The organism is Caldovatus sediminis, assembly GCF_014644455.1.
Taxonomy (GTDB): Bacteria; Pseudomonadota; Alphaproteobacteria; order Acetobacterales; family Acetobacteraceae; genus Caldovatus; species Caldovatus sediminis.
The window spans coordinates 68,280-92,660 of record NZ_BMKS01000008.1 but is presented as its reverse complement, the minus strand read 5'-3'; the positions used below and the strand labels follow the sequence as shown (position 1 = coordinate 92,660).

Here is a 24,381-nt window from a genome sequence, read left to right as displayed (position 1 = left end):
CGCTGCTGCGCGACGGTCATGCGATGTCCTCCGCCCTCGGCCGGCGCGCGACGCGCCCGGATTCGCGGCGAGCATATAGAGACAGGAGGCGGCCGCGCACAGGCCGCGCGGGCCGCCGGGCGGCGAGGGCGGGGCGACCGCGCCGCCGCCTCAGGCCCAGCCGCGCGCCAGGCGCCGGAGCGCCGTCGCCGCCGGGCGCCTGCCCTCCCCCACATAGCCTTCGTGGTAGGTCTCAATCCGCGCGGGGTCATAGAGGTAGTTCACCATCAGCCCGCAGCTCTCCCGCATCCCCTTCTCGGAGACGTCGCCGAGCCAATTGATGCGCTCCACGCGCGCGCCGTTGGAGAGATGGAAATGCGCCACGGGGTCGCGCGCGCGCCTCGGGTTGCGCGGGTCAACCTCGGCCAGCAGGTAGCGCGCGCAGAGACGGGTCAGCACCGGCTCCAGTCCCTTCGCCAGCTCCTGGTCGCGATGCCAGCCGCGGCGCGCGAGGATGCGGCGCAAGGCCTGCGCACCCTCGGGCATCTCCACCGCCGTCGCCATGGACCCGGCCATCGCCGTCGCGCTGCCGTTCGGAGCTGGCAGGGCCGGCAGCTCCGGCGCGGCCTTCAGCAGCGCCTCCGTCTCGGACTCCGTGAGCAGTTCCGGGTCCTCGACCAGGGCCTGGTCCAGCCAGCGGCAGAAGCCCGGGATCGGCGACAGCGTGGCGAAGGTCTTGAGGCTGCGGAACTCCGCGCCGAGCAGGGCGACGACGCGCTTGATCAGGAAATTGCCGAAGGAGATGCCGTCGAGGCCGCGCTGGCAGTTGTTGATCGAGTAGAAGATCGCGGTGTCGGCCTCGCGCGGGTCGAGCACCGGCGCCTTCTCGTCGAGCAGGCGCTGCACGCTGGTCGCCATGCCCTCGACCAGCGCGACCTCGACGAAGATCAGCGGCTCGTCCGGCATGCGCGGATGGAAGAAGGCATAGCAGCGGCGGTCGGAATCGAGCCGGTTCTTGAGGTCGCGCCAGGTGCGGATGCGGTGCACCGCCTCGTAGCCGACGAGCTTCTCGAGCAGCGAGGCCGGCGAGGACCAGTCTATCCGGCGCAGGTCGAGGAAGCCGACGTCGAACCAGTTGGCGAGCAGCGACTTGAGGTCGCCTTCCAGCGCCGCGAGCAGCGGGTCGCCGTTCGCCGCGCGCAGCAGGTGGGCGCGCAGGTTGACCAGGAACTTCACCCCGTCGGGGATGGTGGTGAACTGCGTCAGCAGCCGCAGGCGCGGCGGCTCGAGCGCGCGGCGGAGCTGCGCCTGGGCGGCGGAGCGCTCGGCCGCGTCGCGCGCCGCGTTGACGCGCTCGATCGCGCGCGCCACCGCCTCCGGGTCGGAGTCGAAGCCGGCGAGCGCGCGCAGGAACTCGCGCCGCCCGTCCTCGTCGGCGGAGAGGTATTCCTGCGCGAGGCGCGCGGCGCGGTTGCGCGCCGAGACCTCGCCGCCCCGCCCCTCGAGGCAGGCGCGCATCTGCGCCTCGATCCCCTCCTCGGCGCCGCCCGCCACCGCCGAGGCCATGTCACGCCACAGGCTGGCGACGCGGCGCAGCGCACGGTCGAACAGGCCGATCTGCTCGGGCTGCGAAGCCGTGATGGCGATGTCCGACATGCGGCGGCCCCTCACGCTGGTCGTCGTCCTCACCGAGTGTAACCTAGCGCAACGGGGCGTGAAGGACAGGCGCCGCAGGCCTCGGAGAGCGCAGCCGGCAGGAAGTTGATGAGGTCTTCCGCGATCAGGCCCTGCGGTTGTTGCAACGCAGCGGCGCCGGCCGCGGCGCCGTGCAGCCAGGCCCCGGCGCAGGCCGCCTCGAACGGGGCCATGCCCCGGGCGAGCAGGGCGCCGATGATGCCCGCGAGCACGTCGCCGCTGCCGGCCGTGGCGAGCGAGGGCGGGGCGTTGGCATTGATCGCAGCCCGCCCGTCCGGCGCGGCGATGACCGTGTCCGGGCCCTTGAGCAGCACCACCGCACCCGTCAGGGCCGCGGCGCGCCGGGCGGCGCCGGGCCGGTCGCCGGCGACGGGGCCGAAGACGCGCGCGAACTCGCCCTCGTGCGGCGTGAGGACCGCGGCGCCGCGCAGCGCCTCGGGCGCGCCGGCGCAGGCGGTGACGGCGCCCGCGTCGGCGACGGCCTGGCGCCCGCCGGCCTCGACGATGCGGCGCAGCGCGGCACGGGTGGCGGGCTCCGGCGCGAGGCCCGGGCCGAGGACCCAGACCCGGCGGCGGGGGTCGGCGAGCAGCGAGGCGAGCGGCTCCTCGGTGACGATCGTGCCCGGGTCGCCGCAGCGGTAGACGGCCGCGGAGGCGGCATCCGGCGCGGCGATGGTCACCAGCCCCGCGCCCGCCCGCCGCGCCGCGCCGGCGACGAGCCGCGCGGCGCCGGTCATCGCCGCCCCGCCCAGGACGGTGAGGTGGCCGCGGGCGTATTTGTGCGCCGCCGGCCCGTGCTCCGGCAGCCGCCACAGCGCGCCGGGGCCGTTGGCGAAGGTGCGCGGCGCGACGGCGACGAGCACCGAGGCGGGCAGGCCGATGTCGGCGAGCAGCGTCTCGCCGCAGAGCGTGCGCCCGGGCAGCAGGAGGTGCCCGGGCTTGAGCCGGAAGAAGGTGACGGTGAGCGCGGCCTGCGGCGCGACGCCGCGGACCTGCCCGGTCGCGCCGTCCACGCCGGAGGGCACGTCCACCGCCAGCACCGGGCGGCCGGCGCAGGCGTCGAGCGCCGCCGCGGCGATCCCGTCCACCGGCCGGGCAAGCCCGGCGCCGAAGACGGCATCCACCACCAGCCCGGCGCGCGCGACCGGGTCCGGCCCGAACGGGACCATCGGCCCGCGCCAGCGCGCGGCCGCGAGCGCCGCGTCGGAGCCGGGGCGCGGCGGAGCGAGCGCGGCGACCGCGACCGGCCAGCCGGCCTGCTCCAGCAGGCGCGCGGCGACGTAGCCGTCGCCGCCATTGTTCCCGGGCCCGGCGAGCACCAGGGTCCGGCAGGGGCGGAAGCGGCGCAGGGCCGCGCGGGCCACCGCCCGCCCCGCCGCCTCCATCAGCGCGATGCCGGGGATGCCGCCGCCGATCGCCAGCGAATCGGCGCGGCCCATCTCCTCCGGCGTCAGGAGCTCCGGCGGCGGCGCTGCCGAAGCTTCGCGAGGCTTCCTCTTCGCGCGCCCGGGGGATGGCGAGGCCGGGAGGCTGGAACGGTCCATCGGCCCACTCTACCAGGATGAGCCGGGGCGCGCCGATGCGCCGGCCCGGGGAGGCCGGGGCGGCGGGCGCGGGTCTCGGTCGCGCGTCGTCGGCCGAGGATTCCGCGCCCGGCGGTGGCCGGCGGGCGGCCTGCGGGGGCCGGCGAATCGCCGCCCGCGGCCCGGGCCGGGCGGCGCGACGCGGCGGACGGCGCCGCGCCGGCTGGCGGCGGCGCGGCCCCCGCCGGTGCGGCCAGGGCGATCGCGGAACGGCGCGGCCTCGCACCGGGCAGGGGCCGCGCACCGCGGGCGTGCCAGGCGCGCGCCGCGGGCGGCTGCCCTCGCGGCCTCCGGCACTGCTATAGGACGCCGGCATCCGGGCAGGGCGGGATTCGGCATGGCCTTCGTGGTGGCAGTGGCGCAGCGCAAGGGCGGGGCGGGGAAATCCACCGTCGCCGCCACGCTCGCGACCGCGCTTGCGGCCCGCGGCGCGCGGGTGGCGCTGCTCGACACCGATCCGCAAAGGTCGCTCGCGCGCTGGCATGCCGAGCGGCAGGCGCGGGGCGGGCGCGCCGCGCAGGCGCCGCTCGCCTTCGACGCGCCGTCCGGCTGGCGGATCGGCGGCGCGCTGGAGCGGCTGCGGCGAGGCGGCGGCCTGGACTTCGTGCTGCTCGACACGCCGCCGCACGACGACACGGACGCGCGGCTCGCCATCCGCAACGCCGACCTGGTGCTGGTCCCGCTGCAGCCCTCGCCGGCCGATCTCTGGGCGACGGACGCGACCCTCGCGCTGGCCGCGGGCGAGCGGCGGCCGGCGCGGCTGCTGCTCAACCGCGTGCCGGCGACGGGCAATCTGGCGCCGCGGATCGTCGAGGAGATCGGCCGCCGCCGGCTGCCGCTGCTGGACGAGGCGCTCGGCAACCGCAGCGCCTATGCCAGCGCCTTCGCCCAGGGGCTCGGCGTGGTCGAGGCGGCGCCGCGCAGCACCGCCGCCGAGGAGGCGCGCCGGCTGGCGACGGCGATCGCCGCTCTCAAGGGAGGCTGAGGGAGAGGTGGGAAACCTGCTCTACGCGCTGCACGTGCTGGGCGCGGTGCTCTGGGTCGGCGGCATGGCCTTCGCGGTCCTCGCCCTGGCGCCCTCGCTCGGGGCGCTCGAGCCGCCGCAGCGCCTGGCGCTGCTCTCCGGCGTGTTCCGGCGTTTCTTCCTGGTCGTCTGGCACGCCATGCCGGCGGTGCTGCTCACCGGCTGGGCGCTGCTGTTCGTCTGGTACGGCGGGTTCCGTGGCGCGGGCTGGCACGTGCACGTGATGCACCTGACGGGCCTGGCGATGGGCGCGGTCTATCTGGCGATCGCCTTCGGGCCGTGGCGGGAGATGCGCGCGGCCCTGGCGGCGGGTGGGGCGGCGGAGGCCGGCGCCGCCGCGGGGCGCATCCGCCGGCTCGTGGCGCTGAACCTGGCGCTCGGGCTCGTGACGGTGGCGGTGGCGGCGTGGGGGCGGTTCGGCGGATGAGCGCGCATCGCGACCTGCCCGACGGCATCGAGATCATCGAGGACGCCGCGCCGGAGTTCGAGGACGTCGCGGCGATCCAGCGCGGGCTGCACGCCTTCAACCAGGAGATGGGCGGCCCCTACGACCGCGAGCCGGTGACGCTGCTGGTGCGCGACGCCGAGCACCGGACGGTCGGCGGGCTGCTCGGCCTGACCTTCTGGGGCTGGCTGTTCATCGACTGGCTCTGGCTCTCGCGCGAACTGCGCGGCCGGGGGATCGGCGCCGAGCTGCTGCGCCGCGCCGAGGCGATCGCGCGCGGGCGCGGCTGCACCAACGCCTACACCGACACCTTCAGCTTCCAGGCCCCGGGCTTCTGGGAGCGCTGCGGCTACGCCGAGTTCGGCCGGCTGGAGGGCATGCCGGCCGGCCATGCCCGCATCTGGTTCCGCAAGGCGCTGTAGCGGCGGGCTGGCCCCGCCCGCGCCCCGGGGGATTCAGAGGAGGAAGCGGGAGGCGCTCAGGTTCATCGCGCTCCCGAGCAGGATCCCCTGTCCGCCACGGCGTCGGCGTTCACGCCCATCTGGATCAGCGCGACCGCGTCGGCCTCGCTGCAGATGATCTGCCCCTGCCTTCCCCCTGAAGCGCTTCGCCCCGAGGAGGGCGAAGGCGTCGTCCCCGGCCATGAGGCCGTTGGCGCCGCGCACGGAGAGATCGGTCTTGTCGCCCTGGCCTCGGCGGAAGTCGGCGCTGGTGTCTGCGCCGTAGGTCGCATCGGACCCGGCGCGGCCGGTCAGCGTGTCGGCGCTGCCCCACCGCAAAGCGTGCCGTTGCCGGCGCCGAGATGGCGGAGATTGCACCCGAGAGGGTGGCGTGGCGGTAGCCGTCGCCGCCGCTCGATCCCTGGCGGCAGGCCATGCTCCCGGTTCCTCCCCGCTCTGCGCCGCCCCCCTGGGGTGGCGGACCGGATGGCGCGGATCATGCGCGTGCGTCGTGGTAACGGCGCGTGCTGCCGTTTCGGATCGCTTCGCGGCACGTTGCGCGGGTTGCGCGGCGGCCGCTCAGCGCTTCACGCCGAGCGTCACCTCCCGGTGCCAGATGTAGAGGCCGGAGCCGATCAGCACGGCGATGCCCGCCGCGGCCGAGATGTGCGGGACCTCGCCCCACAGAACGAAGCCCATGCCGACAGTCCAGACGATGGCGGAGTACTCGAAGGGCGCGAGCAGCGTGCTCTCGCCGGTGCGGTAGGCGTTGGTCATCATCACCTGCGCCAGCGCCGAGATCAGGCCGACGCCGGCGAGCAGGAGCCATTGCCCGGGCGTCGGCCAGACCCAGACCGGGATCGCCGCCACCGCCGCGACCAGCGAGGAGCCGATCGCGAACCACAGCACGATCGTCACCGCCTCCTCGCCCGCCTCGCCCATGCGCCGGATGGTGATCATGGCGAGCGCCCAGCCCACCGCGCCGAGCAGCACCGCGCCCGCCGCGACGAGATCGAGCGCGCCGGCCCCCTCCCCCGCTTCGCCGGGACGCACGATCAGCAGCACGCCGAGGAAACCGACGACCACGGCGAGGCTGCGCCGCCAGCCGACCCGCTCGCCGAGCAGCGGCACCGAGAGCACGGTGAGGAACAGCGGCATGGTGAAGCCGAGCGCCGAGACCACCGCGAAGGGCAGGTGCGCCAAGCCATAGAAGCTGCCGAACATGCCGAGCAGGCCGAACAGGATGCGCGCGGCGTGGCTCATCGGCCGCGCCGTGCGCAGCGCGGCGAGGCCGCCGTGCTGAACCATCAGCGGCAGCAGGGCGGGGATGGCGAAGAGGTTGCGCCAGAGGACCACTTCGGCCAGCGGCACCGCGCCGTCGAGCGCCTTCACGCAGGCCGCGGCGAGGGAGAAGGCAGCCGCCGCGCCGAGCACCAGCAAGATCGCCCGGCGACGGGACAGCCGGAGCGCATCGGCGGCGGAGCCCGCGGGGCGCGGGCGGGGCGGGTCGGCGGACATGGACGGGCGGCCCGGGCGAGGCTAGGGTCCGGAACGCATGAAGGCCAGACATCCGAAGGCCCCGCCCCTTCCTTCCTACCCGGGACTGCGCATCGTCTCCGACGAGATCGTCTGGGACGGACGCTTCCCGCTGCAGCGCGTGCGCTTCCACCACCGCCGCTTCGACGGGCGGGAGAGCGGCCTGCGCACCTGGGAGCTGTGGCGGCGCGGCGCCGCGGTCGCCGTGCTGCCCTACGACCCGGACGCCGACCGCGTGGCGCTGATCGAGCAGTTCCGCCTTCCCGCGCTCGCCGCCGGCCTCGATCCCCTGGTGACGGAATGCGCGGCGGGCTTCGTGGACCCGGGCGAGACGCCCGAGGCGGCGGCGCGGCGCGAGGCGGAGGAGGAGATGGGCCTCGCCCCGCAGCGGCTGGAGCGGATGGGGCGCTGGATCCTCACCCAGGGCGGCTGCGACGAGACGATGACCTGCTTCTGCGCCTGCATGCCGCTCCCCGCGCCCGGCATCGTGGCGCATCACGGCGTGGACCACGAGCACGAGGACATCCGGCTCAAGGTGCTGAGCGCCGGGGAGGCCTTCGCCATGCTGGACGACAACCGCATCAACAACGCCACCGCGGCCCTGGCGCTGTTCTGGCTGCGCGCGAACCGCGACCGGCTGCGCCGGGAATGGGCCGGGGCGACACCGCCGGGCGGCGAGGCCGGACCGGCGCAGGGGGCGTGACCATGCCGACGGAGGCGATCTTCCGCGCCGACCCGCGGGCGCGCGCCTGCACGGCGCGGGTGCTGAGCGCCGGGCCGGAGGGCGTGGTGCTCGACCGCACCGTGTTCTACGCGCAGGGCGGCGGGCAGCCGGGCGATGTCGGCACGCTGCGCTGGGACGGCGGCGAGATGGCGGTGGCGAACGCGGTGAAGGGGCCGGAGGGCACGATCCTGCACCTCCCCGCGCCGGGCGCCGCCCTGCCGCCGGCGGGGGCCGAGGTCGCGGCGGCGATCGACTGGGCGCGCCGCCACCGGCTGATGCGCATGCACACGGCGCTGCACCTGCTGTGCAGCCTGATCCCGGGCGCCGCGGTCACGGGCGGGCAGGTCGGGCCGGACCGCTCGCGGCTCGACTTCGACCTGCCGGAGCCGCCGGCGAAGGAGTGGCTGACCGAGCGGCTGAACGCGCTGATCGCCGCCGACCATCCGGTGGGCGAGCGGTGGATCGAGGAGGCGGAGCTCGACGCCAGTCCCGGCCTCGTGCGCACGCTCTCGGTCAAGCCGCCGCGCGGCCCGGGGCGGGTGCGGCTGGTGCGCATCGGGCCGGAGGCGGCGCCGGTGGACCTCCAGCCCTGCGGCGGGACGCATGTGCGCTCGACGGGCGAGATCGGGCGCGTCGAGGTGGCGAAGATGGAGAGCAAGGGCCGGCAGAACCGCCGCGTCTATGTCGTGCTGGCCGGGGAGGGGTGAGGGCGATGGAGGATCTCGTCTCGACGGCGTGGCTGGCGGCGGAGCTGGGCAGCCCCGACCTGCTGGTCTTCGACTGCACGAAATACCTGCCGAACGAGCCGCTCGACGGGAAGGCGGAGTTCCTCCGGGCGCACGTCCCGGGGGCGCGCTACTTCGACATCGACCTGTTCGCCGATCCCGACACCGACCTGCCCCACATGGTCCCGACGCCGGGGCGCTTCGCGCGGCTCGCCGGCGCGGCCGGGATCGCGAACGCCTCGCGGGTGGTGTTCTACGACCAGAAGGGCCTGGCGAGCGCGGCGCGCGGCTGGTGGCTGATGCGCCTGTTCGGGCACGAGAAGGCCGCGGTGCTCGACGGCGGCCTGCCCAAGTGGCGCGCCGAGGGCCGCCCGCTGGAGAGCGGCGAGCCCGCGCCCGCCCGGCCCGCGGCCTTCGTGCCGGATTTCCGCGCCGACCGGCTCGCCGGCATCGGCGACGTCAAGCGCGTCGTGCGCCAGGGCGGCGGCGCGGCGGTGATCCTCGACGCGCGGGCGAAGGGGCGCTTCGACGGCACGGCGCCGGAGATCCGGCCGGGCATCGTCTCCGGCCACATGCCGGGCGCGCGCAACCTGCCCTACACGGAGCTGCTCAACCCGGACCAGACGATGAAGGAGCCCGCGGCGCTGCGCGCGCTGTTCGCGGCGCGGGGCGTGGACGGCACGGTGCCGGTGATCACCTCCTGCGGCTCCGGCGTCACCGCCTGCATCCTGACGCTCGGCCTGGTGCGGGCCGGGCTGCCGGAGGGCGCGGTGTACGACGGCTCCTGGACCGAGTGGGGCGGCCGCCCCGAGACCCCGAAAGCGACCAATCCCTGATGCCCGACGACAGCGCCCGGACCGGCCGGCGGCCCGCCGAGGGCGGCCACGGCTTCGCCACCCGCATGTCCCACGCCGGCCGCGCCGGCACGCGCGTGCACGGCTTCGTCAACCCGGCGGTGCACCGCGGCTCCACCGTGCTGCACCCGAACTGCGAGTCGCGCCGGACCTTCCAGAAGGACCGCTTCAACCGGGTGATGACCTACGGCACCGCCGGCGGCCCCACCCACTACGCGCTCGAGGACGTGGTCGCCGAGATCGAGGGCGGCACCCGCTGCGTCATCGTCGGCACCGGCCTCGCCGCGATCTCCGTGCCGCTCATGGCCTACCTCCGGGCGGGCGACCACTGCCTGATGCCGGATTCGGTCTATGGCCCGGCGCGCGCCCTCGCCAACGGGCTGCTGAGGGGCTGGGGCGTCGAGACGACCTTCTACGATCCGAGGGTGGACGAGGCCGGCATGGCCGCGCTGATCCGTCCCAACACCAGGGTCGTCTACACCGAGAGCCCGGGCAGCCACACCTTCGAGATGCAGGACGTGCCGGCGATCGCCCGCGCCGCGCATGCCCGCGGCGCCAAGGTGCTGATGGACAACACCTGGGGCATCCACCACTTCCAGCCCTTCCGCCACGGCGTGGACGTCTCGATCCAGGCGCTGACCAAGTATGTGGGCGGGCATTCGGACCTGCTGCTCGGCGCCGTTACCGTCGCGAACGAGGCGGACTACCTCGCGGTGCGCGGCGCGGCGGCGCAGATGGGCCACTACGCCAGCCCCGACGACTGCTGGCTGGCGCTGCGCGGCGCCCGCACCCTGCCGGTGCGGCTCAGGCAGCAGGAGGCCTCGGCGCTGGAGGTGGCGCGCTGGTTCCAGCGCCAGCCGCAGGTGCTGCGCGTGCTCTTCCCCGCCCTGCCGGAGGACCCCGGCCACGCGATCTGGAAGCGCGACTTCACCGGCGCCTGCAGCCTGTTCGGCGTCGTGTTCCAGCCGCGCTACGGCGAGGCGGACATCTTCGCGATGGTGGACGGCCTCGCCCTGTTCGGCATCGGCGCGAGCTGGGGCGGGTTCGAGAGCCTGGCGGTGCCGACCACCGGCTTCATCACCCGCACCGCGACCAGCCCCGACCTCGGCGGCTATGCGGTGCGCTTCCACATCGGCCTGGAGGACCCGGCCGACCTGATCGCGGACCTGGCGCAGGGACTGGCGCGGCTGGAGTCGCGCTGAATGCGCCGCGCCGCCCTCCCCGCCAGCGCCTGGCCGATCCTGGCCGGCGTGGCGGTGATGCTGAGCGTCGCCATGGGGCTGCGGCAGAGCCTCGGCCTGTTCATGCCGCCCGCGGTGCGCGACCTCGGCATCGCGGTCAGCGAGTTCACGCTGGCGATCGCGGTGCAGAACCTGATCTGGGGCTTCGCCCAGCCGGTCGCCGGCGCCTTCGCCCAGCGCCTGGGCTTCCGCCCGGTGCTGGCGGCGGGGGGCGCGTTCTACGTCGCCGGCCTCCTCGTGCTGGCGAACGCGGGCGGGGCGACGGGGGTGATGATCGGGGCGGGCGTGCTGGTCGGCGCGGCGCTCGCCTGCACCGCCTCGGCCATGGGCATGGCCGTCGCGGCGCGCTCGGTGCCGACGGCGGTGCGCAGCACGGTGCTCGGCGTCGTCTCGGCGGCCGGCTCGCTCGGGGCGCTGTTCTCGGCGCCGGTCGGGCAGATGCTGTCCGGCGCCTTCGGCTGGCGGGCCGGCGTGCTCGGCTTCGCCGTGCTGGCGCTGCTCATGCTGCCCGCGGCCTGGGTCGCCGGGCGGGTGGACGCGGTGCCGGTGCAGCGGACGGCGGGCGAGGCCGGCAGCGCCGCCGACGCCTTCCGCCTCGCCATGCGCCACGGGCCCTTCCTGGTGATGGCGGGGTCCTACTTCATCTGCGGGCTGCAGCTCGTCTTCCTGACCACCCACCTGCCCTCCTACCTCGTGCTCTGCGGCATGGACCCGATGCTGGGGGCGAAGGCGCTCGCCGTGATCGGCGGCTTCAACGTCCTCGGCAGCCTGTTCTTCGGCTGGGCGGGCGGGCGCTGGTCGAAGGCGGCGCTGCTCGGCGGGCTCTACCTCGCGCGCTCGGTGGTGCTCGCCTGGTACTTCGCCGTGCCGCCGACGCCGGAATCCACGCTGGTGTTCGCGGCGGTGATGGGGTTCCTCTGGCTCGGCGTCGCGCCGCTGATCGCGGGGGCGGTGGTGGAGATGTTCGGGCTGCGCTGGCAGGCGATGATCCAGGGCATCGCCTTCACCAGCCACCAGCTCGGCAGCTTCCTCGGCGCCTATGGCGGCGGGCTGCTGTTCGACGCGCTCGGGTCCTACGACCTGGCGTGGAAGCTCGGCGTCGGCATGGGGATCGTGGCGGGGACCGCGCAGCTCGTCGGCGCCCTGCCCCGATGGCCCGGGGCGCCGCGGACCGCGCCGGGGTGAGCGCGGGCCGGGCGGCCACCGGAAGCCGCCCCCCGCTCAGGCGCCGGCGCAGTGGGCGCAGCGCCCCTCGATTTCGACGGTGGCGCGCTGGGCGGTGAAGCCGGCGCGGGACGCGGCCGCCGCCACGGCGCGGGCGACGGCCGCGTCGGTCAGCTCCAGGGTGGCGCCGCAGCTCCGGCAGATCAGGAACTGGTGGGGGTGGTCGTGGGCGCCCTCGCAGGCGCAGTCGGGGGGATGATCCTCGATCCCGCTGCAGCCGACGAAGGCGTTGAGCCGCTCGACCTTGTGGATCAGGCCCTGCTCCAGCAGGAAGTCGAGCGCGCGGTAGACGGTCGGCGGGGCCGCGCCGCGGCGCTCCGCCCTCAGCCGGTCGAGCAGCGCGTAGGCGCCGATCGGCTGCCCGGCCTCCAGCACCAGCCGCAGCACCTGGCGGCGGAGCTCGGTGAGCTGGGCGCCGCGGCGCGCGCAGGCCGCGGCGGCGTGGTCGAGCGCCGCCTCCATCGCCGCCGTCGCCGGTCCGCCCCGGCCGCCGCCGCTGCCGCCCCTGTCCATCCCGCCGGGTCCTTCCCTGCGATGATCCGCCCGGAAGCAGTATATAGGGGCATGAGCGACGTCACGCCCGTTCCCGATCCGACCGCCCGCGCCCGGCTGCTGGACGCCGTGCGGTTCGACTCCCGCGGCCTCGTCCCCGTCGTGGCGCAGCAGCACGACACGGGCGAGGTGCTGATGCTGGCCTGGATGAACCGCGCCGCCCTCGCCGAGACGCTGGCGACGGGCCGCGTGACCTACTACTCGCGCTCGCGCGACGCGCTGTGGCGCAAGGGCGAGACGAGCGGGCAGGTGCAGCGCCTGGTGGACCTGCGGCTCGACTGCGACGGCGACGCGCTGCTCGCGCTGGTGGACCAGGCCGGCGTCGCCTGCCACACGGGGCGGCGGAGCTGCTTCTCCTGGGCGCTGCGCGAGGGGGAGGTGCGCCCGATCGCGGAGCCGCTGGTTGATCCGCAGGCGCTCTACGGGGGCCGGTGACGCGCGATCGCCGCCGGGGCGCGGACCTTTCGCCCGCGCCCGCGCAGGCCTATCCATAGGCGCATGGCCGCCCCCCCTGCCCCGCTCCGTTTCGAGCTCCTGCGCGGCGCGGCGCTTGCCCCCTGGCTCGACCAGGTGGCGCGGCTGCGCATCGCGGTGTTCCGCGAATGGCCCTACCTCTACGAGGGCGACGAGGCGTACGAGCGCCGCTACCTCGCCACCTACGCCGAGAGCCCCGGCGCGGCGCTGGTCGTCGCGATCGCGCCGGGCGAGCGGGTCGTCGGCGCCGCCACCTGCCAGCCGATGACGGAGGCCGCGGCGCCGGTGCGCGAGGCGATCGCGGGACGGGGGCTCGATCCGCGGCGCTTCTGCTACTTCGGCGAATCCGTGCTGCTGCCGGAATGGCGCGGGCGCGGCGCCGGCGTGCGGTTCTTCCAGGAGCGCGAGGCCCATGCGCGCGGCACGCTCGGCCTCGACTACGCCGCCTTCTGCGCGGTGCGGCGCGATCCGGACGATCCGCGCCGGCCCGCGGACTACGTGCCGCTCGACGGGTTCTGGCGCCGGCGGGGCTACACGCCCTATCCCGACCTGCGCTGCGTCTTCTCCTGGCGCGAGATCGGCCAGGCGGAGGAGACGCCGCACGAGCTCTCCTTCTGGATCAAGCCGCTCGCCGAGGGGGTGCCCCTGCCGTGAACCGCGCGCTCCGCCTCGGCCTGCTGCAATACCCGGTGGAGCGGCCGGCGAGCGTGGCCGCCTGGGCGGCGAAGCTCGACCGCTGGCTGGCCGAGGGGCGCGCCGCGGGGGGCGAGCTGCTGGTGCTGCCGGAATACGCGTGCGTCGAGCTGGGCGCCGCCCTCTCCGGCCGGGACATCCCCGACGAGGCGGCCGAGCTCGCGGCGATGGTCGGGGCGGCGGAGGAGATCCTCGCCGCGATGCGCGAGGCGGCGCGCCGCCACGCCGTGTGGCTGCTGCCGGGGTCCCTGCCGATGCGCGACGGCGCCTCCGGCCGCGTGGTCAACCGCGCGCCGCTGGTCACGCCGGAGGGCCTGCTCGCGCACCAGGAGAAGCGCGCGATGACGCGCTTCGAGTCCGAGCGCTGGGGCGTCTCCAGCGGCGATTATCCCTCCGTGTTCGACACGCCCTGGGGCCGGATCGGCGTCTCGATCTGCTACGACGCGGAGTTCCCGAAGCACGTCCGCACCCAGGTCGTGGCCGGCGCCTGGCTGATCCTCGCCCCTTCCTGCACCGACACCATGCACGGCTTCAACCGCGTGCGCTTCGCGGCGCAGGCCCGCGCGCTGGAGAACCAGTGCTACGTCGCGATCGCGCCCACCGTGGGCAAGGCGCCGTGGTCGGCCGCGCTCGACCGCAACCGCGGCTTCGCGGCGGTGTTCGGACCGGTGGACCGGGGCTTCCCGGAGGACGGGGTGCTGGCGCGCGGGCCGCTCGACATGCCTGGCTGGGTGTTCTGCGACCTCGACCCGGCGCGGATCGAGGAGGTGCGGGAGCACGGCGCGGTGCGCAACCACCGCGACTGGCCGACCGAGCACTTCCCGCCCCCCGGACCCGCGCGCTTCGCGTGACGCTCGTCTATCTCGTCGCCGGCGAGGCCTCGGGCGATGCGCTCGGCGCGCGGCTGATCGCCGCGCTGCGGGCGCGGCGGCCCGACCTCGCCTTCGCCGGCATCGGCGGCGAGCGGATGGCGGAGCAGGGCGTCGCCTCGCTGTTCCCGATGCGCGAGCTGGCGCTGATGGGGCTGCTGGAGGTGCTGCCGAACCTCCGCCGCCTCGCGCGGAGGCTGCGCGAGACGGCGGCGGAGGTCGCGGCGCGCCGGCCGGCGGTGGTGGTGACGATCGATTCGCCGGGATTCGCCATGCGCCTCGCCGGGCGGGTGAAGCCGCTCGGCATCCCGCTGGTGCACTACGTCGCGCCGCAGGTCTGGGCCTGGCGTCCGGGGCGCGTGGCGCAGATCCGCGAGCGGGTGGACCGCATCCTCGCGCTGCTGCCCTTCGAGCTGCCGTTCTTCGAGGCCGCCGGAATCCCGGTGACCTTCGTCGGCCATCCGGTGCTGGAGAGCGGCGCCGATGGCGGCGACGCCGCCCGTTTCCGCGCCCGGCACGGCCTCGCGCCCGGGGAGCGCGTGGTGGTGGCGATGCCGGGCAGCCGGCGGACGGAGGTCAGCCGCCTGCTGCCGGTGTTCGGCGAGGCGCTGCGGCTGGCCGCGGCGCGCGTGCCCGGGCTGCGGCCGGTGGTGCCGGTCGCCGGCGTCGTCGAGGGCGCGGTGCGCGCGGCGGCCGCGTCCTGGCCGGTGCCGCCGGTCCTCGTCGCCTCGCCGGAGGACAGGCGCGACGCCTTCGCGGCGGCCGAGGCGGGGCTGATCAAGAGCGGCACCTCCTCGCTGGAGATGGCCGTGGCGGGCGTGCCGCATGTCGTCGCCTACCGGGTCAACCCGGTGACGGCGGCGATCGTGCGGCGGCTGGTGCAGGTGCCCTATGCCTCGCTGGTGAACCTGCTGGACGAGGCGCCGGTCGTGCCGGAGCACCTCCAGGAGGCATGCACGCCGCCGGCGCTGGCGGAGAGCCTGGTCCGGCTGCTCGGCGACCCGGCGGCCGCGGCGGCGCAGCGCGCGGGCTTCGCCGCGGCGCTGGCGCGGCTGCGCCCGCCGCAGGGCCGGCCGAGCGAGGCGGCGGCGGAGGCGGTGCTCGAGGTGCTGGCGAGGCGGGAGGCGGAGGCATGACGCGGCCGGGCGCGGCGGAGGCGAAGCGGGCGGAGCTGGTCCGGCTCGCGCAGGCGCTCGACGCGGCGGGCATGATGCCCTCGAAGTCGGGCAACCTGTCCTGCCGGGCCGGCGACGGGATGCTGATCACGCCGTCGGGCCTGCCCTACGCGGCGATGACGCCGGGCGACCTGGTGTGGCTCGGGCCGGACGGGCAGGTGCGGTCGGGCGGCCGGCCCTCCTCGGAGTGGCGGCTGCACCAGGCGATCTACCGCGCCCGGCCGGAGGTCGCGGCGGTGGTGCACACGCACAGCCCGAAGGCCACGGCGCTCTCCTGCGCCCGGCGCGGCATCCCGGCCTTCCACTACATGGTGGCGCTGGCCGGGGGGGACGACATCCGGTGCAGCGACTACGCCACCTTCGGCACGGCGGAGCTGGCGGAGGCGACGCTGCGCGCGCTGGAGGGGCGGCGCGCCGCGCTGCTCGCCAACCACGGCGTGGTGGCGGTGGGATCGAGCCTCGCCGCCGCCTACGCGCTGGCGCTGGAGGTCGAGAACCTGGCGGGGCAGTACCTGGCGCTGCTCGCCTCGGGCCTCGCGCCGGTGCTGCTCGGCGAGGCGGAGATGGCCGAGGTGCGGGCGCAGTTCGGGGCCTACAAGCGGCTCGGCTAGCGCAGATCGCGGACGGCCGGGAACAGCCGGGAGCGTGGATCCGCCCGACAAACAACGAGCGGGAGCCGCTGCAGCGGGCACGGCCGAGCGAAATCGGCGCTAGTCGGGGCCGAGCAGGCCCGAGGCCTCCGCCTTCGCCCGGTTCGCCGCGATCGAGTCCAGCACCCGGAGCCCGGCCTCCAGCGCCCGCCGCCCCGCGGCGCCGTCCACCACCACCGGCGCGCCGTCGAGGCAGCTCGCGACGAAGGCGCGCAGCTCCGCCTCCAGCGAGTCGTGGTCCTGCCAGCTCCGCGTCTCGATCCCGAACTCCGGCATGGCGGGGAGCGGCTCGCCGGCGCCCCTGCGCACCAGGTGCAGGCTGCGGGCGAGGAAGTCGGCGTTGAGGTAGCCCCGCGTCCCGAACACGCGCAGCTTGCGCTCCATCTTCAGGCTGACCCGGCTCGCCGTGATCGTCGCCGCCGCGCCGTCGGCGAAGCGCAGCCGGGCGTTGGCGATGTCGGTGTGCGGCGACATCACCGGCGCGCCGACCGCGTCCACCGACTCCAGCTCGCTGCCGACCAGGGCGAGCGCCAGGTCGAGGTCGTGGATCATCAGGTCGAGCACCACCGAGACGTCGAGGCTGCGCGGCCGGAACGGCGCGATGCGGATCGCCTCCAGGTAGAGCGGCCGTCCGATCCACTCGCGCAGCACGCCGCCGCCGGGGCCGGCGCCGCACAGGAGCTGCAGCGCGGCCGAGAACCGCTCCAGGTGGCCGACCTGCAGCACGGCGCCGCGCCGGCGCGCCAGGGCGATCAGCGCGTCGGCCTCGGCGAGGCTCGCGGTCATCGGCTTCTCCACCAGCACGTGCCGGCCGGCGGAGAGGGCGGCGCCGGCCAGTTCGGCATGGAACCGGGTCGGCGCCGCCACCACCACCGCGTCGGAGGCGGCGATCAGCGCGGCGGCGGAGTCCAGGGCCGGCGCGCCGGCCTCCGCGGCGATGGCGGCGGCGCGCGCCGGATCGGCGTCGAACACGCCGGCGAGCCGCGCGCGCGGCACGGCGGAGGCGAGCTTGAGCGCGTGGAATCGGCCGAAATGGCCGACGCCGAGCACGCCGACGGAGAGCACCATGTCGGCCGATCCCTCGAGGCGGGCGGCTTCCTAGCAGCCCGGGCGCGAGGGTTGCATCCCCCCCGTCCCGCTGTCAGATACCGGCGGGCCGCCGAGAGTCCGGGGAGTCGCTTCGCCCGATGATGCATTTCGCGCGCTGGAAGACCGCCGCGATCCTGGCCGTCCTCCTGCTCGGCGTGCTGTTCAGCCTGCCGAACCTGTTCCCCCGCGCCTCCTTTCCGGACTGGCTCCCGGCCCGCCAGGTCAACCTCGGCCTCGACCTGCGCGGCGGCTCCTACCTGCTGCTCGAGGTGGACACCAGTGCGATCCTGCGCGAGCGGCTGGTCGCGCTGGAGGACGCGGTACGCACCGGCGCATCGCGCGCAAGCCCGCGCATCCTCTACACCGGGCTCGCCTCGAACGTGGCGGAGCGGCGCGTCTCGGTGCGGCCGTCCGACCCGGCGCGGGCCCAGGACCTCGCGCGCATCCTGCGCGAGGCGGCGGTGCAGGTCCCGGTCGGCGGCGGCCTGACCCAGCCCGACATCGCCGTCGAGGTGCGGCCCGACGGCACCGTCACCGCGACCCTGACCGAGGCCGGGCTGCGCGCCCGGGCCACCGGCGCGGTTGAGCAATCCATCGAGATCGTCCGCCGCCGCATCGACGAGAGCGGGCTGGTCGAGGCGCTGGTCGCGCGCCAGGGCCAGAACCGCATCCTGGTCCAGCTCCCCGGCGTGGAGGACCCGAACCGGATCAAGGAACTGCTCGGTCGGACGGCGCGGATGACCTTCCACCTGCTCGACGAGAGCGCGGACCTGACCCGCCCGACGCCGCCACCGGGGGTGATGTTCCTGCCCGGCGACCAGCCCGGGGAGCGCTACGCCGTGCGCCGGCAGGTCGCGGTGGACGGGGCGAACCTGACCGACGCGCGGGCCGGGCAGGACCCGCGCACCGGCGAATGGGTGGTGAACTTCCAGTTCGACAGCGTCGGCGCCCGCCGCTTCGCCGAGGTGACGCGCCAGAACGTCGGCCGGCCCTTCGCCATCGTCCTCGATGACAAGGTCATCTCGGCCCCGGTGATCCGCGAGCCGATCACCGGCGGGCGTGGCCAGATCAGCGGCAACTTCACGGTCCGCACCGCCAACGACCTCGCCGTGCTGCTGCGCGCCGGCGCGCTGCCGGCGCCGCTGACGGTGGTGGAGGAGCGCACGGTCGGGCCCGAGCTCGGCGCGGATGCGATCCGGGCCGGCATCATCTCGCTGGCCGTGGGGACGGTGTTCGTCTTCCTCTACATGGGCTTCGCCTACGGGCTGTTCGGCTGGTTCGCCAACGTCGCGCTGGTGTTCAACATCATCCTGATGGTCGCGGCGCTGTCGCTGCTGGAGGCGACGCTGACGCTGCCCGGCATCGCCGGCATCGTGCTGACGCTCGGTACCGCGCTCGACGCGAACATCCTGATCAACGAGCGCATCCGCGAGGAGGTGAGGAACGGCCGCACCCCGGTCGCGGCGATGGAGGCGGGCTTCGTCCGGGCCTCCGGCACCATCTGGGACTCGAACCTGACCAACCTGATCGCCATGGCCTGCCTCTACGCCTTCGGCTCGGGGCCGGTGCGCGGCTTCGCGGTGACGGTCTCGATCGGCACCGTGGTGCAGATGTGGACGGCGACGGTCCTGGTGCGGCTGCTGATGTCCTGGTGGTACCGCCGCACCCGGGCGAAGGAGCTGCCGGTGGCGGAGCGGCCGGGCGCCGGCCTGCTGGAGCGGCTGCGGCGACCGCTGTTCCGCATCGTCCCGGACAACACGCGCATCCGCTTCATGCGCGGTGCGCGGATCGGAGTGATGACCTCGGCGCTCATCTCCACCCTCGCCGTCGTGGGGGCCTTCTATCCGGGGCTCGAGAAGGGCATCGACTTCCGCGGCGGCATCGTGATGGAGGTGCGCACACCCGGCCCCGCCAACCTCGCGACGCTGCGCTCGGCGACGAGCGGCCTCGGCCTCGGCGAGGTCGGGCTGCAGCAGTTCGGCGATGCCTCCACGGTGCTGGTGCGCCTGCCGGTCCAGGGCGACGAGGCGGGGACGCAGCGGGCGGTCGAGGCGGTTCGCGGCGCGCTCGACAGCGCGGCGCCCGGGACACGCATCCTGCGCGTGGAGGCGGTCGGCAACCGCATCTCGGCGGAGCTGTTCCTCGGCGGCCTGATCGCGCTCGGGCTCTCCTTCCTCGCGATGCTGCTCTACATCTGGTTCCGCTTCGAATGGCAGTTCGGCCTGGCCGGCGTCGCGACGCTGATCCTCGACACCACCAAGGTCGTCGGGTTCATGGTGCTGACCGGCATCGAGTTCAACCTGACCACGGTCGCCGCGATCCTGACCATCATCGGCTTCAACGCCAACGACAAGGTCGTGGTGTTCGACCGGATGCGGGAGAACCTGCGCAAGTTCAAGCAGATGCCGCTCGACCAGCTCGTTGATCGTTCGATCAACGAGACGCTGAACCGTACCATCGGCACCTCGATGACGCTGCTGCTCGCGGCGGTGCCGCTCGGGCTGTTCGGCGGGACGACCCTGTCCGGCTTCGCCTGGCTGATGGTGTTCGGCATCGTGGTCGGCACCTCCTCCTCCATCTTCATCGCCGCGCCGATCGTGCTGTTCACCGGGCGCCGGTCGCTGCGGCCGAGCGATACGGGCGGCACCGGCAAGGGCGAGCCCGCGGCCACCGAGGGGCGGGAGGCCGGGAAGGTGGCGGCGCGCGCCGCCAAGGCGTGACATGGTCGGCGCGGTCGCCGCGTCGCGCGTGACGCGCCGTCGCATCGCCTTCGGCGCGGCGGGTGCCGCGGTCGCCGCCGCGGGCGCCGGGCCGGCCCTGGCGCGACGGCCGACCGCCCTCACGCTGCTCGTCGGCGCCGGCCCGGGAAGCCCGGCCGACCGCTGGGCGCGCGGCTTCGCGCCCTTCCTCGAACGGCACTGGCCGCGCAGCGGCATCGCCCTGCGCAACCTGCCTGGCGAGGGCGGCCTCGTCGCCGCCCGCGCCCTGCTCGACTCGCCGCCGGACGGGCGGACGCTCGGCGTCGTCTCCGTCCCGGCCCTGATCGCGCGCTGCATCGAGCGTGCGGAGGCGCCGCTGCTGTCGGGGCTGGATTTCGTCGCCTCGGTGGCCGAGGAGGCGGTCGTCCTGGTCGCCGGGGCAGCGGCGGCGAGCGGCGGCGGGCCCGCGGCGGAACTGGCGGCGCTGCGCGCGCCTGGCGCGCGCAGGGGGCTGCTCGGCACGCCGCCGCCCGGCGGCGCGGCGCAGCTCGTCGCGGCGATGCTCTCCGCCGCGCTGCCGCTGCCGCGCCTCGCCTTCCCCAGTGCCGCAGCGGCGCGCAGCGCGGCGGTCGCCGGCAACGTCGCAGCGGCGATGCTGCCGCTGCCCGACGCGATCATCGGGCTCCGCGAGGGCAAGCTGGTCGGCCTCGCCATCGCGAGCGAGCGCCGCTACCCCCCGCTCGAGGAGATCCCGACCTTCGCCGAGGCGGGCCTGCCGCCTCTCCGCCTCGCCGACCACCGCGGCCTCGCCGCGCCGCGCGGCGTGCCGGAGGCGAGGCTGGCGGCGCTCGATGCCGCGCTCCGCGCCGTCGTCGCCGATCCCGAGTTCGCCTCCCAGGCCGAGTCGGGCGGCTACGAGCCGCGCTACATTCCGCGCGCCGAATGGGCGCCGGCCCTGGCCGGCCTGACCGACACGCTGCGCCGGCGCTGGCAGCGGGAGCCCTGGACCGCCCCGGAAGGCTGAGCCCGGCGCGCTCGCCGGCCCTCACCCGCCCGCGTAGCAGCGGCGGTAGAGGGCGACGATCTCCTCCGCCCCCGGCACGCGCGGATTGTTCGCGGGGCTGCCCGAGGCCAGCGCCTGCTCGGCCATCCTCGGCAGCAGCGCGTTCCAGCGCGCCTCCTCGATGCCGTAGGCGCGCGGCGTCGGCACCTCGAGGTCGCGGTTGAGCGCGCGCAGCTCCTCGACCAGCCTCGCCGCCGCCGCCTGGTCGCCCTCGGCGGCGGAGGCGACGCCCATCGCCCGCGCCGCCTCGGCGTAGCGCGGCAGGGCGGCCGGCAGCGAGTACTCGGTCACGGCGGGCAGCAGCATGGCGTTGGAGAGGCCGTGGGGGACGTGGAAATGCGCCCCGATCGGGCGCGACATGCCGTGCACCAGCGCCACCGAGGCGTTCGAGAAGGCGAGGCCGGCGAGCGTGGCGCCGAGCATCATCGCCTCGCGCGCCTTCGCATCGCGCGGCGCGCGGTAGACGGTGCGCAGGTTGGGCGCGATCAGGCGCATGGCGCGCAGCGCGTACTGGTCCGCCTCGGGATTCGCGCGCCGGGAGACGAAGGCCTCCAGCGCGTGGGTCAGGCTGTCTATGCCGGTGTCGGCCGTGGTGCGCGGCGGGACGGAGAAGGTGAGCTCGTAGTCCACGATCGCGGCCAGCGGCAGCGCGCCGAGGCCGGCGATCAGCATCTTCTCGTCGCGCTCCGTGTCGGTGATGACGGTGAAGCGCGTCGCCTCGGAGCCGGTGCCGGCGGTGGTGGGGATGCAGACCACCGGCAGCGCGGCGCGGTTGGCCTGCGCCGGGACCTTGAACTCCCGGATGTGCGTGCCCGGCGGCGCGGCGGCGAGGATCGCCATCGCCTTGGCGGTGTCCATCGGGCTGCCGCCGCCGAAGCCGACGAGGCAGTCGAAATCCCCCGCGCGCAGCCTCGCCACGCCGGCCTCGACGACCGTGTCGGTCGGGTCGGAGACGGTCTCGGAGAAGACCTGCGCGGCGATGCCGGCGGCCCGCAGCGGGGCGAGGACGCGCTCGACCGTGCCGGAGGAGGCCATCCAGGGATCGGTGACGAGGAGCGGGCGCGAGAGGCCGAGCTGCGCGAGCGCCTCCGCCGCCCGCGCGACGGCGCCGCCGCCGATCATCAGCAGGCGCGGCGAGACGAGTGAGACGACCATGGCACGATCCCCTGGGCCGGGCTGAGGAGGGCGCAGACTAGGCGCGGGCGCGGGCCGCCGCTACCCTCGCCGCGGCAGCCTCCGGGAGGGACGGATGGAACCGCGCCTCAACGTCCTCGTGATCGGGCAGGCGCCGCGGACCGACCTCGCCGCGGAGATCGCCGCCGCCGTGCCGGGCATCGGGATCGCCATGGCCGGCGCGCTGGACGGGCTCTCGCGCGCCGAGATCGCCGATGCCGCGCCGCGCGGGCCGGGGGACTACCTGTTCAGCGTGCTGCCCTCGGGCGAGACGATGACGCTCTCCAAGGCGGTGGTGGGGGAGCGGATGCGCGCGCTGGTCGCGAGGCAGACCGGGCCGGTCCTGCTCGCCTGCACCGGCGCCTTCGCCGGGCTGCCGGAGCGGCCCGACATCGTGCAGCCGACCCAGGTGCTGAACGCGCTGGTCCAGGCGCTGCTGCCGCGCGGCCGGCTCGGCGTGTTCGTGCCGCTGCCGGAGCAGGCGGAGTTCACCTGCGCGCGGCGCCGGCGCCAGGGGCTGGAGGTGGTGGCGGTGCCGCTCCGCCCGCGCTCGGACGACGAGGCGCGGGCGGCGGCGGGGCGGGCGATGGCGGCCCATGCGCCCGATCTCGCGGTGCTCGACTGCATCTCCTACACGCGGGCAGACAAGGCGCGGATCGCGCCGCTGCTGCCTTGCCCCGTCCTGCTCTCGGTCGCGGTCGCGGCGCGGGCGGCGGCGAGCCTGCTGGCGGAGGCGTGAGCAGGGCGTCGCGTCCGCCCTACTGACGCCAATCGGGCCCCTGGCCCTCGATCAGGCGCAGCACGGCCCGCCAGACCATGTCGTAGTGCGCGAGGTCGTCGAGCCGCTCGAACTGCGCCGCGGTGCGCTCGCACACCTCCCTCGGCGGCAGGACCAGCTCCGCCCCGCCGGTCATGGCTGCGAGCTGGGCCTGGCAGGCGCGCTCGAGCATGTAGATCAGGTGGAAGGCCTCCGGGATGGTCCGCCCGCAGACCAGCAGTCCGTGGTTGCGCAGGATCATCGCCCGGTGCGGGCCGAGATCGGCGACCAGCCGCTCCCGCTCGCCGAGGTCGAGGGCGACCCCCTCGTAGTCGTGATAGGCGAGCCGGCCGTAGAAGCCGAGCGCGTGCTGGCTGATCGGCAGCAGCCCGTGCCTCTGCGCCGAGACCCCGATGCCCGCGGCGGTGTGGGTGTGGACGACGCAGATCGCGTCCTCGCGCGCCATGTGCACCGCGGAATGGATGGTGAAGCCCGCCGCGTTCACGGGGCGGGAGGCCGCGTCCGGCTCCAGCACCCTTCCCTCCAGGTCGATCCGCACCAGGTCGGAGGCGCGCATCTCGTGGAACAGGACGCCGTAGCGGTTGATGAGGAAGTGGTGCTCCGGCCCGGGCAGGCGCGCGCTGATGTGGGTGTAGACCAGGTCGGTCATGCGGAAATGCGCGACCAGGCGGTAGAGGGCGGCGAGATCGCAGCGGGTGCGCCACTCCACCGCGCTCATGCCGCGCGGCGGAGCGGCGGGAGGGGATGCGACGGGGCTCATCGGCGGGTCTCCCTCGGAGGATCGCGATCGTCCTGCCGCCGCCGGGGCGCGTCAACGTGGCCCGGCATGCGCGAAACGGTCCCGACGCGGCGGAAACCCCATCCCCGCTGCGGCGGCATCGGTTCGCAACCGGCGCCGCCCGCCGGGCGCGGTCCGGGGAGGCCGGGATGACGGAGCCGGCCCGGGTGCGAGGCGGGTGCGGGGACGACCGGCCGGCCCTGCAGGCGGGGTGCCGGCGCGTGCTGCGACGAGAGGGAGGTCGCCGAGGCGGCGTGACCGCAGCGGAGCCGGCGAGCGGCCCCTTCCCGCCGGCGGGCCGGACATGCGAAAGGCATCGCAGCAGGAAGGAGGTCCGACATGCTCCGCCGCCTCGCGCTCGCGGCCGCGCTGATCCTTCCGGGCGCCGCCGGCGCCCAGGCCCCCGCCCCGCCCGCCTCCCCGGCGACGCCGCCGCCGGCCGCGCCGCAGGCGCAGCAGCAGGCCGCGCCGCGCGCCGGCCTCGTCGCGGAGCGCAGCATCTCCGCCCTCCTCGCCGCCGAGGCGGTTGCCGCGGCGGTCGAGGCCTGCGCCGGCCGCGGCTGGCGCGTCGCGGCGGCGGTGGTGGACCGCTCCGGCATCCTGAAGGCGCTGCTGCGGGGCGACGGCGCCGCGCCCCACACGGTGGAAAGCGCGCGCGGCAAGGCCTACACGGCGGCCACCCTGCGCAACACCACCAGCGCGCTCCTGGAAATGGTGCGCACCAACCCGGGCGCGTCGCAGCTGCCCGCCATCCCGGGCCTGCTGATCCTCGGCGGCGGCATCCCGATCCGGGTCGGCGAGGAGGTGGTCGGCGCGATCGGCGTCGGCGGCGCGCCGGGCGGGCATCTCGACGACCAGTGCGCCGAGGCCGGCATCGCGCGCATCCGTGACCGGCTGCAGTGACGGCATGCGCCTCCC

The 24,381-nt window shown here is 75.6% G+C and carries 24 protein-coding genes; 17 read left to right on the top strand and 7 right to left on the bottom strand.

What is annotated here, in order from left to right; all coding sequences use genetic code 11:
- Nucleotides 1–150 precede the first annotated feature (150 nt).
- Nucleotides 151–1,650, bottom strand: coding sequence for a malonyl-CoA decarboxylase (locus IEX99_RS13915; protein WP_229678030.1), 1,500 nt, complete (start codon nt 1,648–1,650; stop codon nt 151–153).
- A gap of 14 nt (nt 1,651–1,664) precedes the next feature.
- Nucleotides 1,665–3,113 carry an NAD(P)H-hydrate dehydratase gene (locus IEX99_RS13910; protein ID WP_188901275.1) on the bottom strand — a complete coding sequence of 483 codons (1,449 nt, stop codon included), beginning with the start codon at nt 3,111–3,113 and terminating at the stop codon, nt 1,665–1,667.
- A 481-nt stretch (nt 3,114–3,594) separates the two neighbouring features.
- Between IEX99_RS13910 and parA the strand changes: the two genes are divergently transcribed.
- From parA to IEX99_RS13895, 3 genes are read left to right on the top strand one after another with little or no spacing between them, the layout of a single operon-like run.
- Nucleotides 3,595–4,242, top strand: coding sequence for a ParA family partition ATPase (gene parA, locus IEX99_RS13905; RefSeq protein WP_188901273.1), 648 nt, complete (start codon nt 3,595–3,597; stop codon nt 4,240–4,242).
- A gap of 7 nt (nt 4,243–4,249) precedes the next feature.
- Nucleotides 4,250–4,708 carry a CopD family protein gene (locus tag IEX99_RS13900; RefSeq protein WP_229678029.1) on the top strand — a complete coding sequence of 153 codons (459 nt, stop codon included), beginning with the start codon at nt 4,250–4,252 and terminating at the stop codon, nt 4,706–4,708.
- Nucleotides 4,705–5,148, top strand: coding sequence for a GNAT family N-acetyltransferase (locus IEX99_RS13895; RefSeq protein WP_188901269.1), 444 nt, complete (start codon nt 4,705–4,707; stop codon nt 5,146–5,148). The genes IEX99_RS13900 and IEX99_RS13895 overlap by 4 nt, the downstream gene beginning before the upstream one ends.
- A gap of 597 nt (nt 5,149–5,745) precedes the next feature.
- Here IEX99_RS13895 and IEX99_RS13890 read toward each other — a convergent pair.
- On the bottom strand, nt 5,746–6,684 hold the full coding sequence (locus IEX99_RS13890; protein ID WP_188901267.1) for a DMT family transporter: 939 nt from the start codon (nt 6,682–6,684) through the stop codon (nt 5,746–5,748).
- A gap of 37 nt (nt 6,685–6,721) precedes the next feature.
- On the opposite strand from IEX99_RS13890, the gene IEX99_RS13885 reads away from it, so the two are divergent.
- Genes IEX99_RS13885 through IEX99_RS13865 form a run of 5 tightly spaced genes read left to right on the top strand, consistent with a single transcriptional unit; the run spans nt 6,722 to nt 11,431 of the window.
- Nucleotides 6,722–7,405 (top strand): NUDIX domain-containing protein, encoded by a 684-nt coding sequence (locus IEX99_RS13885; RefSeq protein WP_188901265.1) that lies wholly within the window; start codon nt 6,722–6,724, stop codon nt 7,403–7,405.
- Between the two features lie 2 nt (nt 7,406–7,407).
- Nucleotides 7,408–8,133: an alanyl-tRNA editing protein gene (locus IEX99_RS13880; RefSeq protein WP_188901435.1), complete on the top strand. Its 726-nt coding sequence runs from the start codon at nt 7,408–7,410 to the stop codon at nt 8,131–8,133.
- A 5-nt stretch (nt 8,134–8,138) separates the two neighbouring features.
- The gene (locus tag IEX99_RS13875; protein ID WP_188901263.1) at nt 8,139–8,987 is read left to right on the top strand and encodes a sulfurtransferase; all 849 of its coding nucleotides are present in this window, start codon (nt 8,139–8,141) and stop codon (nt 8,985–8,987) included.
- Nucleotides 8,987–10,207 carry a cystathionine beta-lyase gene (gene metC, locus IEX99_RS13870; RefSeq protein WP_188901261.1) on the top strand — a complete coding sequence of 407 codons (1,221 nt, stop codon included), beginning with the start codon at nt 8,987–8,989 and terminating at the stop codon, nt 10,205–10,207. The genes IEX99_RS13875 and metC overlap by 1 nt, the downstream gene beginning before the upstream one ends.
- Entirely contained in the window at nt 10,208–11,431 is a 1,224-nt protein-coding gene (locus IEX99_RS13865; protein ID WP_229678027.1) for an MFS transporter, read from the top strand.
- Nucleotides 11,432–11,467: 36 nt separating this feature from the next.
- Here IEX99_RS13865 and IEX99_RS13860 read toward each other — a convergent pair whose 3' ends face one another.
- Nucleotides 11,468–11,983, bottom strand: coding sequence for a Fur family transcriptional regulator (locus IEX99_RS13860; RefSeq protein ID WP_188901259.1), 516 nt, complete (start codon nt 11,981–11,983; stop codon nt 11,468–11,470).
- Between the two features lie 51 nt (nt 11,984–12,034).
- On the opposite strand from IEX99_RS13860, the gene hisI reads away from it, so the two are divergent.
- From hisI to IEX99_RS13840, 5 genes are all read left to right on the top strand, one after another.
- The gene (gene hisI / locus IEX99_RS13855) at nt 12,035–12,457 is read left to right on the top strand and encodes a phosphoribosyl-AMP cyclohydrolase (RefSeq protein ID WP_188901257.1); all 423 of its coding nucleotides are present in this window, start codon (nt 12,035–12,037) and stop codon (nt 12,455–12,457) included.
- A gap of 63 nt (nt 12,458–12,520) precedes the next feature.
- Nucleotides 12,521–13,150 (top strand): GNAT family N-acetyltransferase, encoded by a 630-nt coding sequence (locus IEX99_RS22520; RefSeq protein WP_229678026.1) that lies wholly within the window; start codon nt 12,521–12,523, stop codon nt 13,148–13,150.
- Nucleotides 13,147–14,040: a carbon-nitrogen hydrolase family protein gene (locus IEX99_RS13850; protein ID WP_229678025.1), complete on the top strand. Its 894-nt coding sequence runs from the start codon at nt 13,147–13,149 to the stop codon at nt 14,038–14,040. The genes IEX99_RS22520 and IEX99_RS13850 overlap by 4 nt, the downstream gene beginning before the upstream one ends.
- The gene (gene lpxB, locus IEX99_RS13845; RefSeq protein WP_188901253.1) at nt 14,037–15,194 is read left to right on the top strand and encodes a lipid-A-disaccharide synthase; all 1,158 of its coding nucleotides are present in this window, start codon (nt 14,037–14,039) and stop codon (nt 15,192–15,194) included. The genes IEX99_RS13850 and lpxB overlap by 4 nt, the downstream gene beginning before the upstream one ends.
- Entirely contained in the window at nt 15,191–15,844 is a 654-nt protein-coding gene (locus tag IEX99_RS13840; RefSeq protein ID WP_188901251.1) for a class II aldolase/adducin family protein, read from the top strand. Before lpxB ends, IEX99_RS13840 begins: the two co-directional genes overlap by 4 nt.
- A gap of 99 nt (nt 15,845–15,943) precedes the next feature.
- On the opposite strand, the gene IEX99_RS13835 is transcribed toward IEX99_RS13840, so the two are convergent.
- A complete protein-coding gene (locus tag IEX99_RS13835) occupies nt 15,944–16,951 on the bottom strand; it encodes a Gfo/Idh/MocA family protein (protein ID WP_188901249.1) in 1,008 nt (335 codons plus the stop codon).
- Nucleotides 16,952–17,070: 119 nt separating this feature from the next.
- On the opposite strand from IEX99_RS13835, the gene secD reads away from it, so the two are divergent.
- Both secD and IEX99_RS13825 read left to right on the top strand, forming a co-directional pair.
- Nucleotides 17,071–19,692 (top strand): protein translocase subunit SecD, encoded by a 2,622-nt coding sequence (secD, locus tag IEX99_RS13830; RefSeq protein ID WP_188901247.1) that lies wholly within the window; start codon nt 17,071–17,073, stop codon nt 19,690–19,692.
- 1 nt (nt 19,693) lies between these two features.
- On the top strand, nt 19,694–20,695 hold the full coding sequence (locus IEX99_RS13825; protein WP_188901245.1) for a tripartite tricarboxylate transporter substrate-binding protein: 1,002 nt from the start codon (nt 19,694–19,696) through the stop codon (nt 20,693–20,695).
- Nucleotides 20,696–20,716: 21 nt separating this feature from the next.
- On the opposite strand, the gene IEX99_RS13820 is transcribed toward IEX99_RS13825, so the two are convergent.
- Nucleotides 20,717–21,889: an iron-containing alcohol dehydrogenase gene (locus IEX99_RS13820; protein ID WP_188901242.1), complete on the bottom strand. Its 1,173-nt coding sequence runs from the start codon at nt 21,887–21,889 to the stop codon at nt 20,717–20,719.
- 94 nt (nt 21,890–21,983) lie between these two features.
- Here IEX99_RS13820 and IEX99_RS13815 point away from each other — a divergent pair, with 94 nt between their 5' ends.
- Nucleotides 21,984–22,646: an AroM family protein gene (locus tag IEX99_RS13815; RefSeq protein ID WP_188901241.1), complete on the top strand. Its 663-nt coding sequence runs from the start codon at nt 21,984–21,986 to the stop codon at nt 22,644–22,646.
- A 19-nt stretch (nt 22,647–22,665) separates the two neighbouring features.
- On the opposite strand, the gene IEX99_RS13810 is transcribed toward IEX99_RS13815, so the two are convergent.
- Nucleotides 22,666–23,445 (bottom strand): class II aldolase/adducin family protein, encoded by a 780-nt coding sequence (locus IEX99_RS13810; RefSeq protein ID WP_188901239.1) that lies wholly within the window; start codon nt 23,443–23,445, stop codon nt 22,666–22,668.
- Nucleotides 23,446–23,802: 357 nt separating this feature from the next.
- Here IEX99_RS13810 and IEX99_RS13805 point away from each other — a divergent pair, with 357 nt between their 5' ends.
- On the top strand, nt 23,803–24,366 hold the full coding sequence (locus IEX99_RS13805) for a GlcG/HbpS family heme-binding protein (protein ID WP_188901237.1): 564 nt from the start codon (nt 23,803–23,805) through the stop codon (nt 24,364–24,366).
- Nucleotides 24,367–24,381 lie beyond the last annotated feature (15 nt).

What these genes read in the sequence shown, in the direction of transcription:
- IEX99_RS13910 (WP_188901275.1), bottom strand. Translation starts at nt 3,113, where the DNA reads ATGGGCCGCGCCGATTCGCTGGCGATCGGCGGCGGCATCCCCGGCATC.
- parA (WP_188901273.1), top strand. Translation starts at nt 3,595, where the DNA reads ATGGCCTTCGTGGTGGCAGTGGCGCAGCGCAAGGGCGGGGCGGGGAAA.
- IEX99_RS13895 (WP_188901269.1), top strand. Translation starts at nt 4,705, where the DNA reads ATGAGCGCGCATCGCGACCTGCCCGACGGCATCGAGATCATCGAGGAC.
- IEX99_RS13890 (WP_188901267.1), bottom strand. Translation starts at nt 6,684, where the DNA reads ATGTCCGCCGACCCGCCCCGCCCGCGCCCCGCGGGCTCCGCCGCCGAT.
- IEX99_RS13885 (WP_188901265.1), top strand. Translation starts at nt 6,722, where the DNA reads ATGAAGGCCAGACATCCGAAGGCCCCGCCCCTTCCTTCCTACCCGGGA.
- IEX99_RS13880 (WP_188901435.1), top strand. Translation starts at nt 7,408, where the DNA reads ATGCCGACGGAGGCGATCTTCCGCGCCGACCCGCGGGCGCGCGCCTGC.
- IEX99_RS13875 (WP_188901263.1), top strand. Translation starts at nt 8,139, where the DNA reads ATGGAGGATCTCGTCTCGACGGCGTGGCTGGCGGCGGAGCTGGGCAGC.
- metC (WP_188901261.1), top strand. Translation starts at nt 8,987, where the DNA reads ATGCCCGACGACAGCGCCCGGACCGGCCGGCGGCCCGCCGAGGGCGGC.
- IEX99_RS13865 (WP_229678027.1), top strand. Translation starts at nt 10,208, where the DNA reads ATGCGCCGCGCCGCCCTCCCCGCCAGCGCCTGGCCGATCCTGGCCGGC.
- IEX99_RS13860 (WP_188901259.1), bottom strand. Translation starts at nt 11,983, where the DNA reads ATGGACAGGGGCGGCAGCGGCGGCGGCCGGGGCGGACCGGCGACGGCG.
- hisI (WP_188901257.1), top strand. Translation starts at nt 12,035, where the DNA reads ATGAGCGACGTCACGCCCGTTCCCGATCCGACCGCCCGCGCCCGGCTG.
- IEX99_RS22520 (WP_229678026.1), top strand. Translation starts at nt 12,521, where the DNA reads ATGGCCGCCCCCCCTGCCCCGCTCCGTTTCGAGCTCCTGCGCGGCGCG.
- IEX99_RS13840 (WP_188901251.1), top strand. Translation starts at nt 15,191, where the DNA reads ATGACGCGGCCGGGCGCGGCGGAGGCGAAGCGGGCGGAGCTGGTCCGG.
- IEX99_RS13835 (WP_188901249.1), bottom strand. Translation starts at nt 16,951, where the DNA reads ATGGTGCTCTCCGTCGGCGTGCTCGGCGTCGGCCATTTCGGCCGATTC.
- secD (WP_188901247.1), top strand. Translation starts at nt 17,071, where the DNA reads ATGATGCATTTCGCGCGCTGGAAGACCGCCGCGATCCTGGCCGTCCTC.
- IEX99_RS13825 (WP_188901245.1), top strand. Translation starts at nt 19,694, where the DNA reads ATGGTCGGCGCGGTCGCCGCGTCGCGCGTGACGCGCCGTCGCATCGCC.
- IEX99_RS13820 (WP_188901242.1), bottom strand. Translation starts at nt 21,889, where the DNA reads ATGGTCGTCTCACTCGTCTCGCCGCGCCTGCTGATGATCGGCGGCGGC.
- IEX99_RS13815 (WP_188901241.1), top strand. Translation starts at nt 21,984, where the DNA reads ATGGAACCGCGCCTCAACGTCCTCGTGATCGGGCAGGCGCCGCGGACC.
- IEX99_RS13810 (WP_188901239.1), bottom strand. Translation starts at nt 23,445, where the DNA reads ATGAGCCCCGTCGCATCCCCTCCCGCCGCTCCGCCGCGCGGCATGAGC.
- IEX99_RS13805 (WP_188901237.1), top strand. Translation starts at nt 23,803, where the DNA reads ATGCTCCGCCGCCTCGCGCTCGCGGCCGCGCTGATCCTTCCGGGCGCC.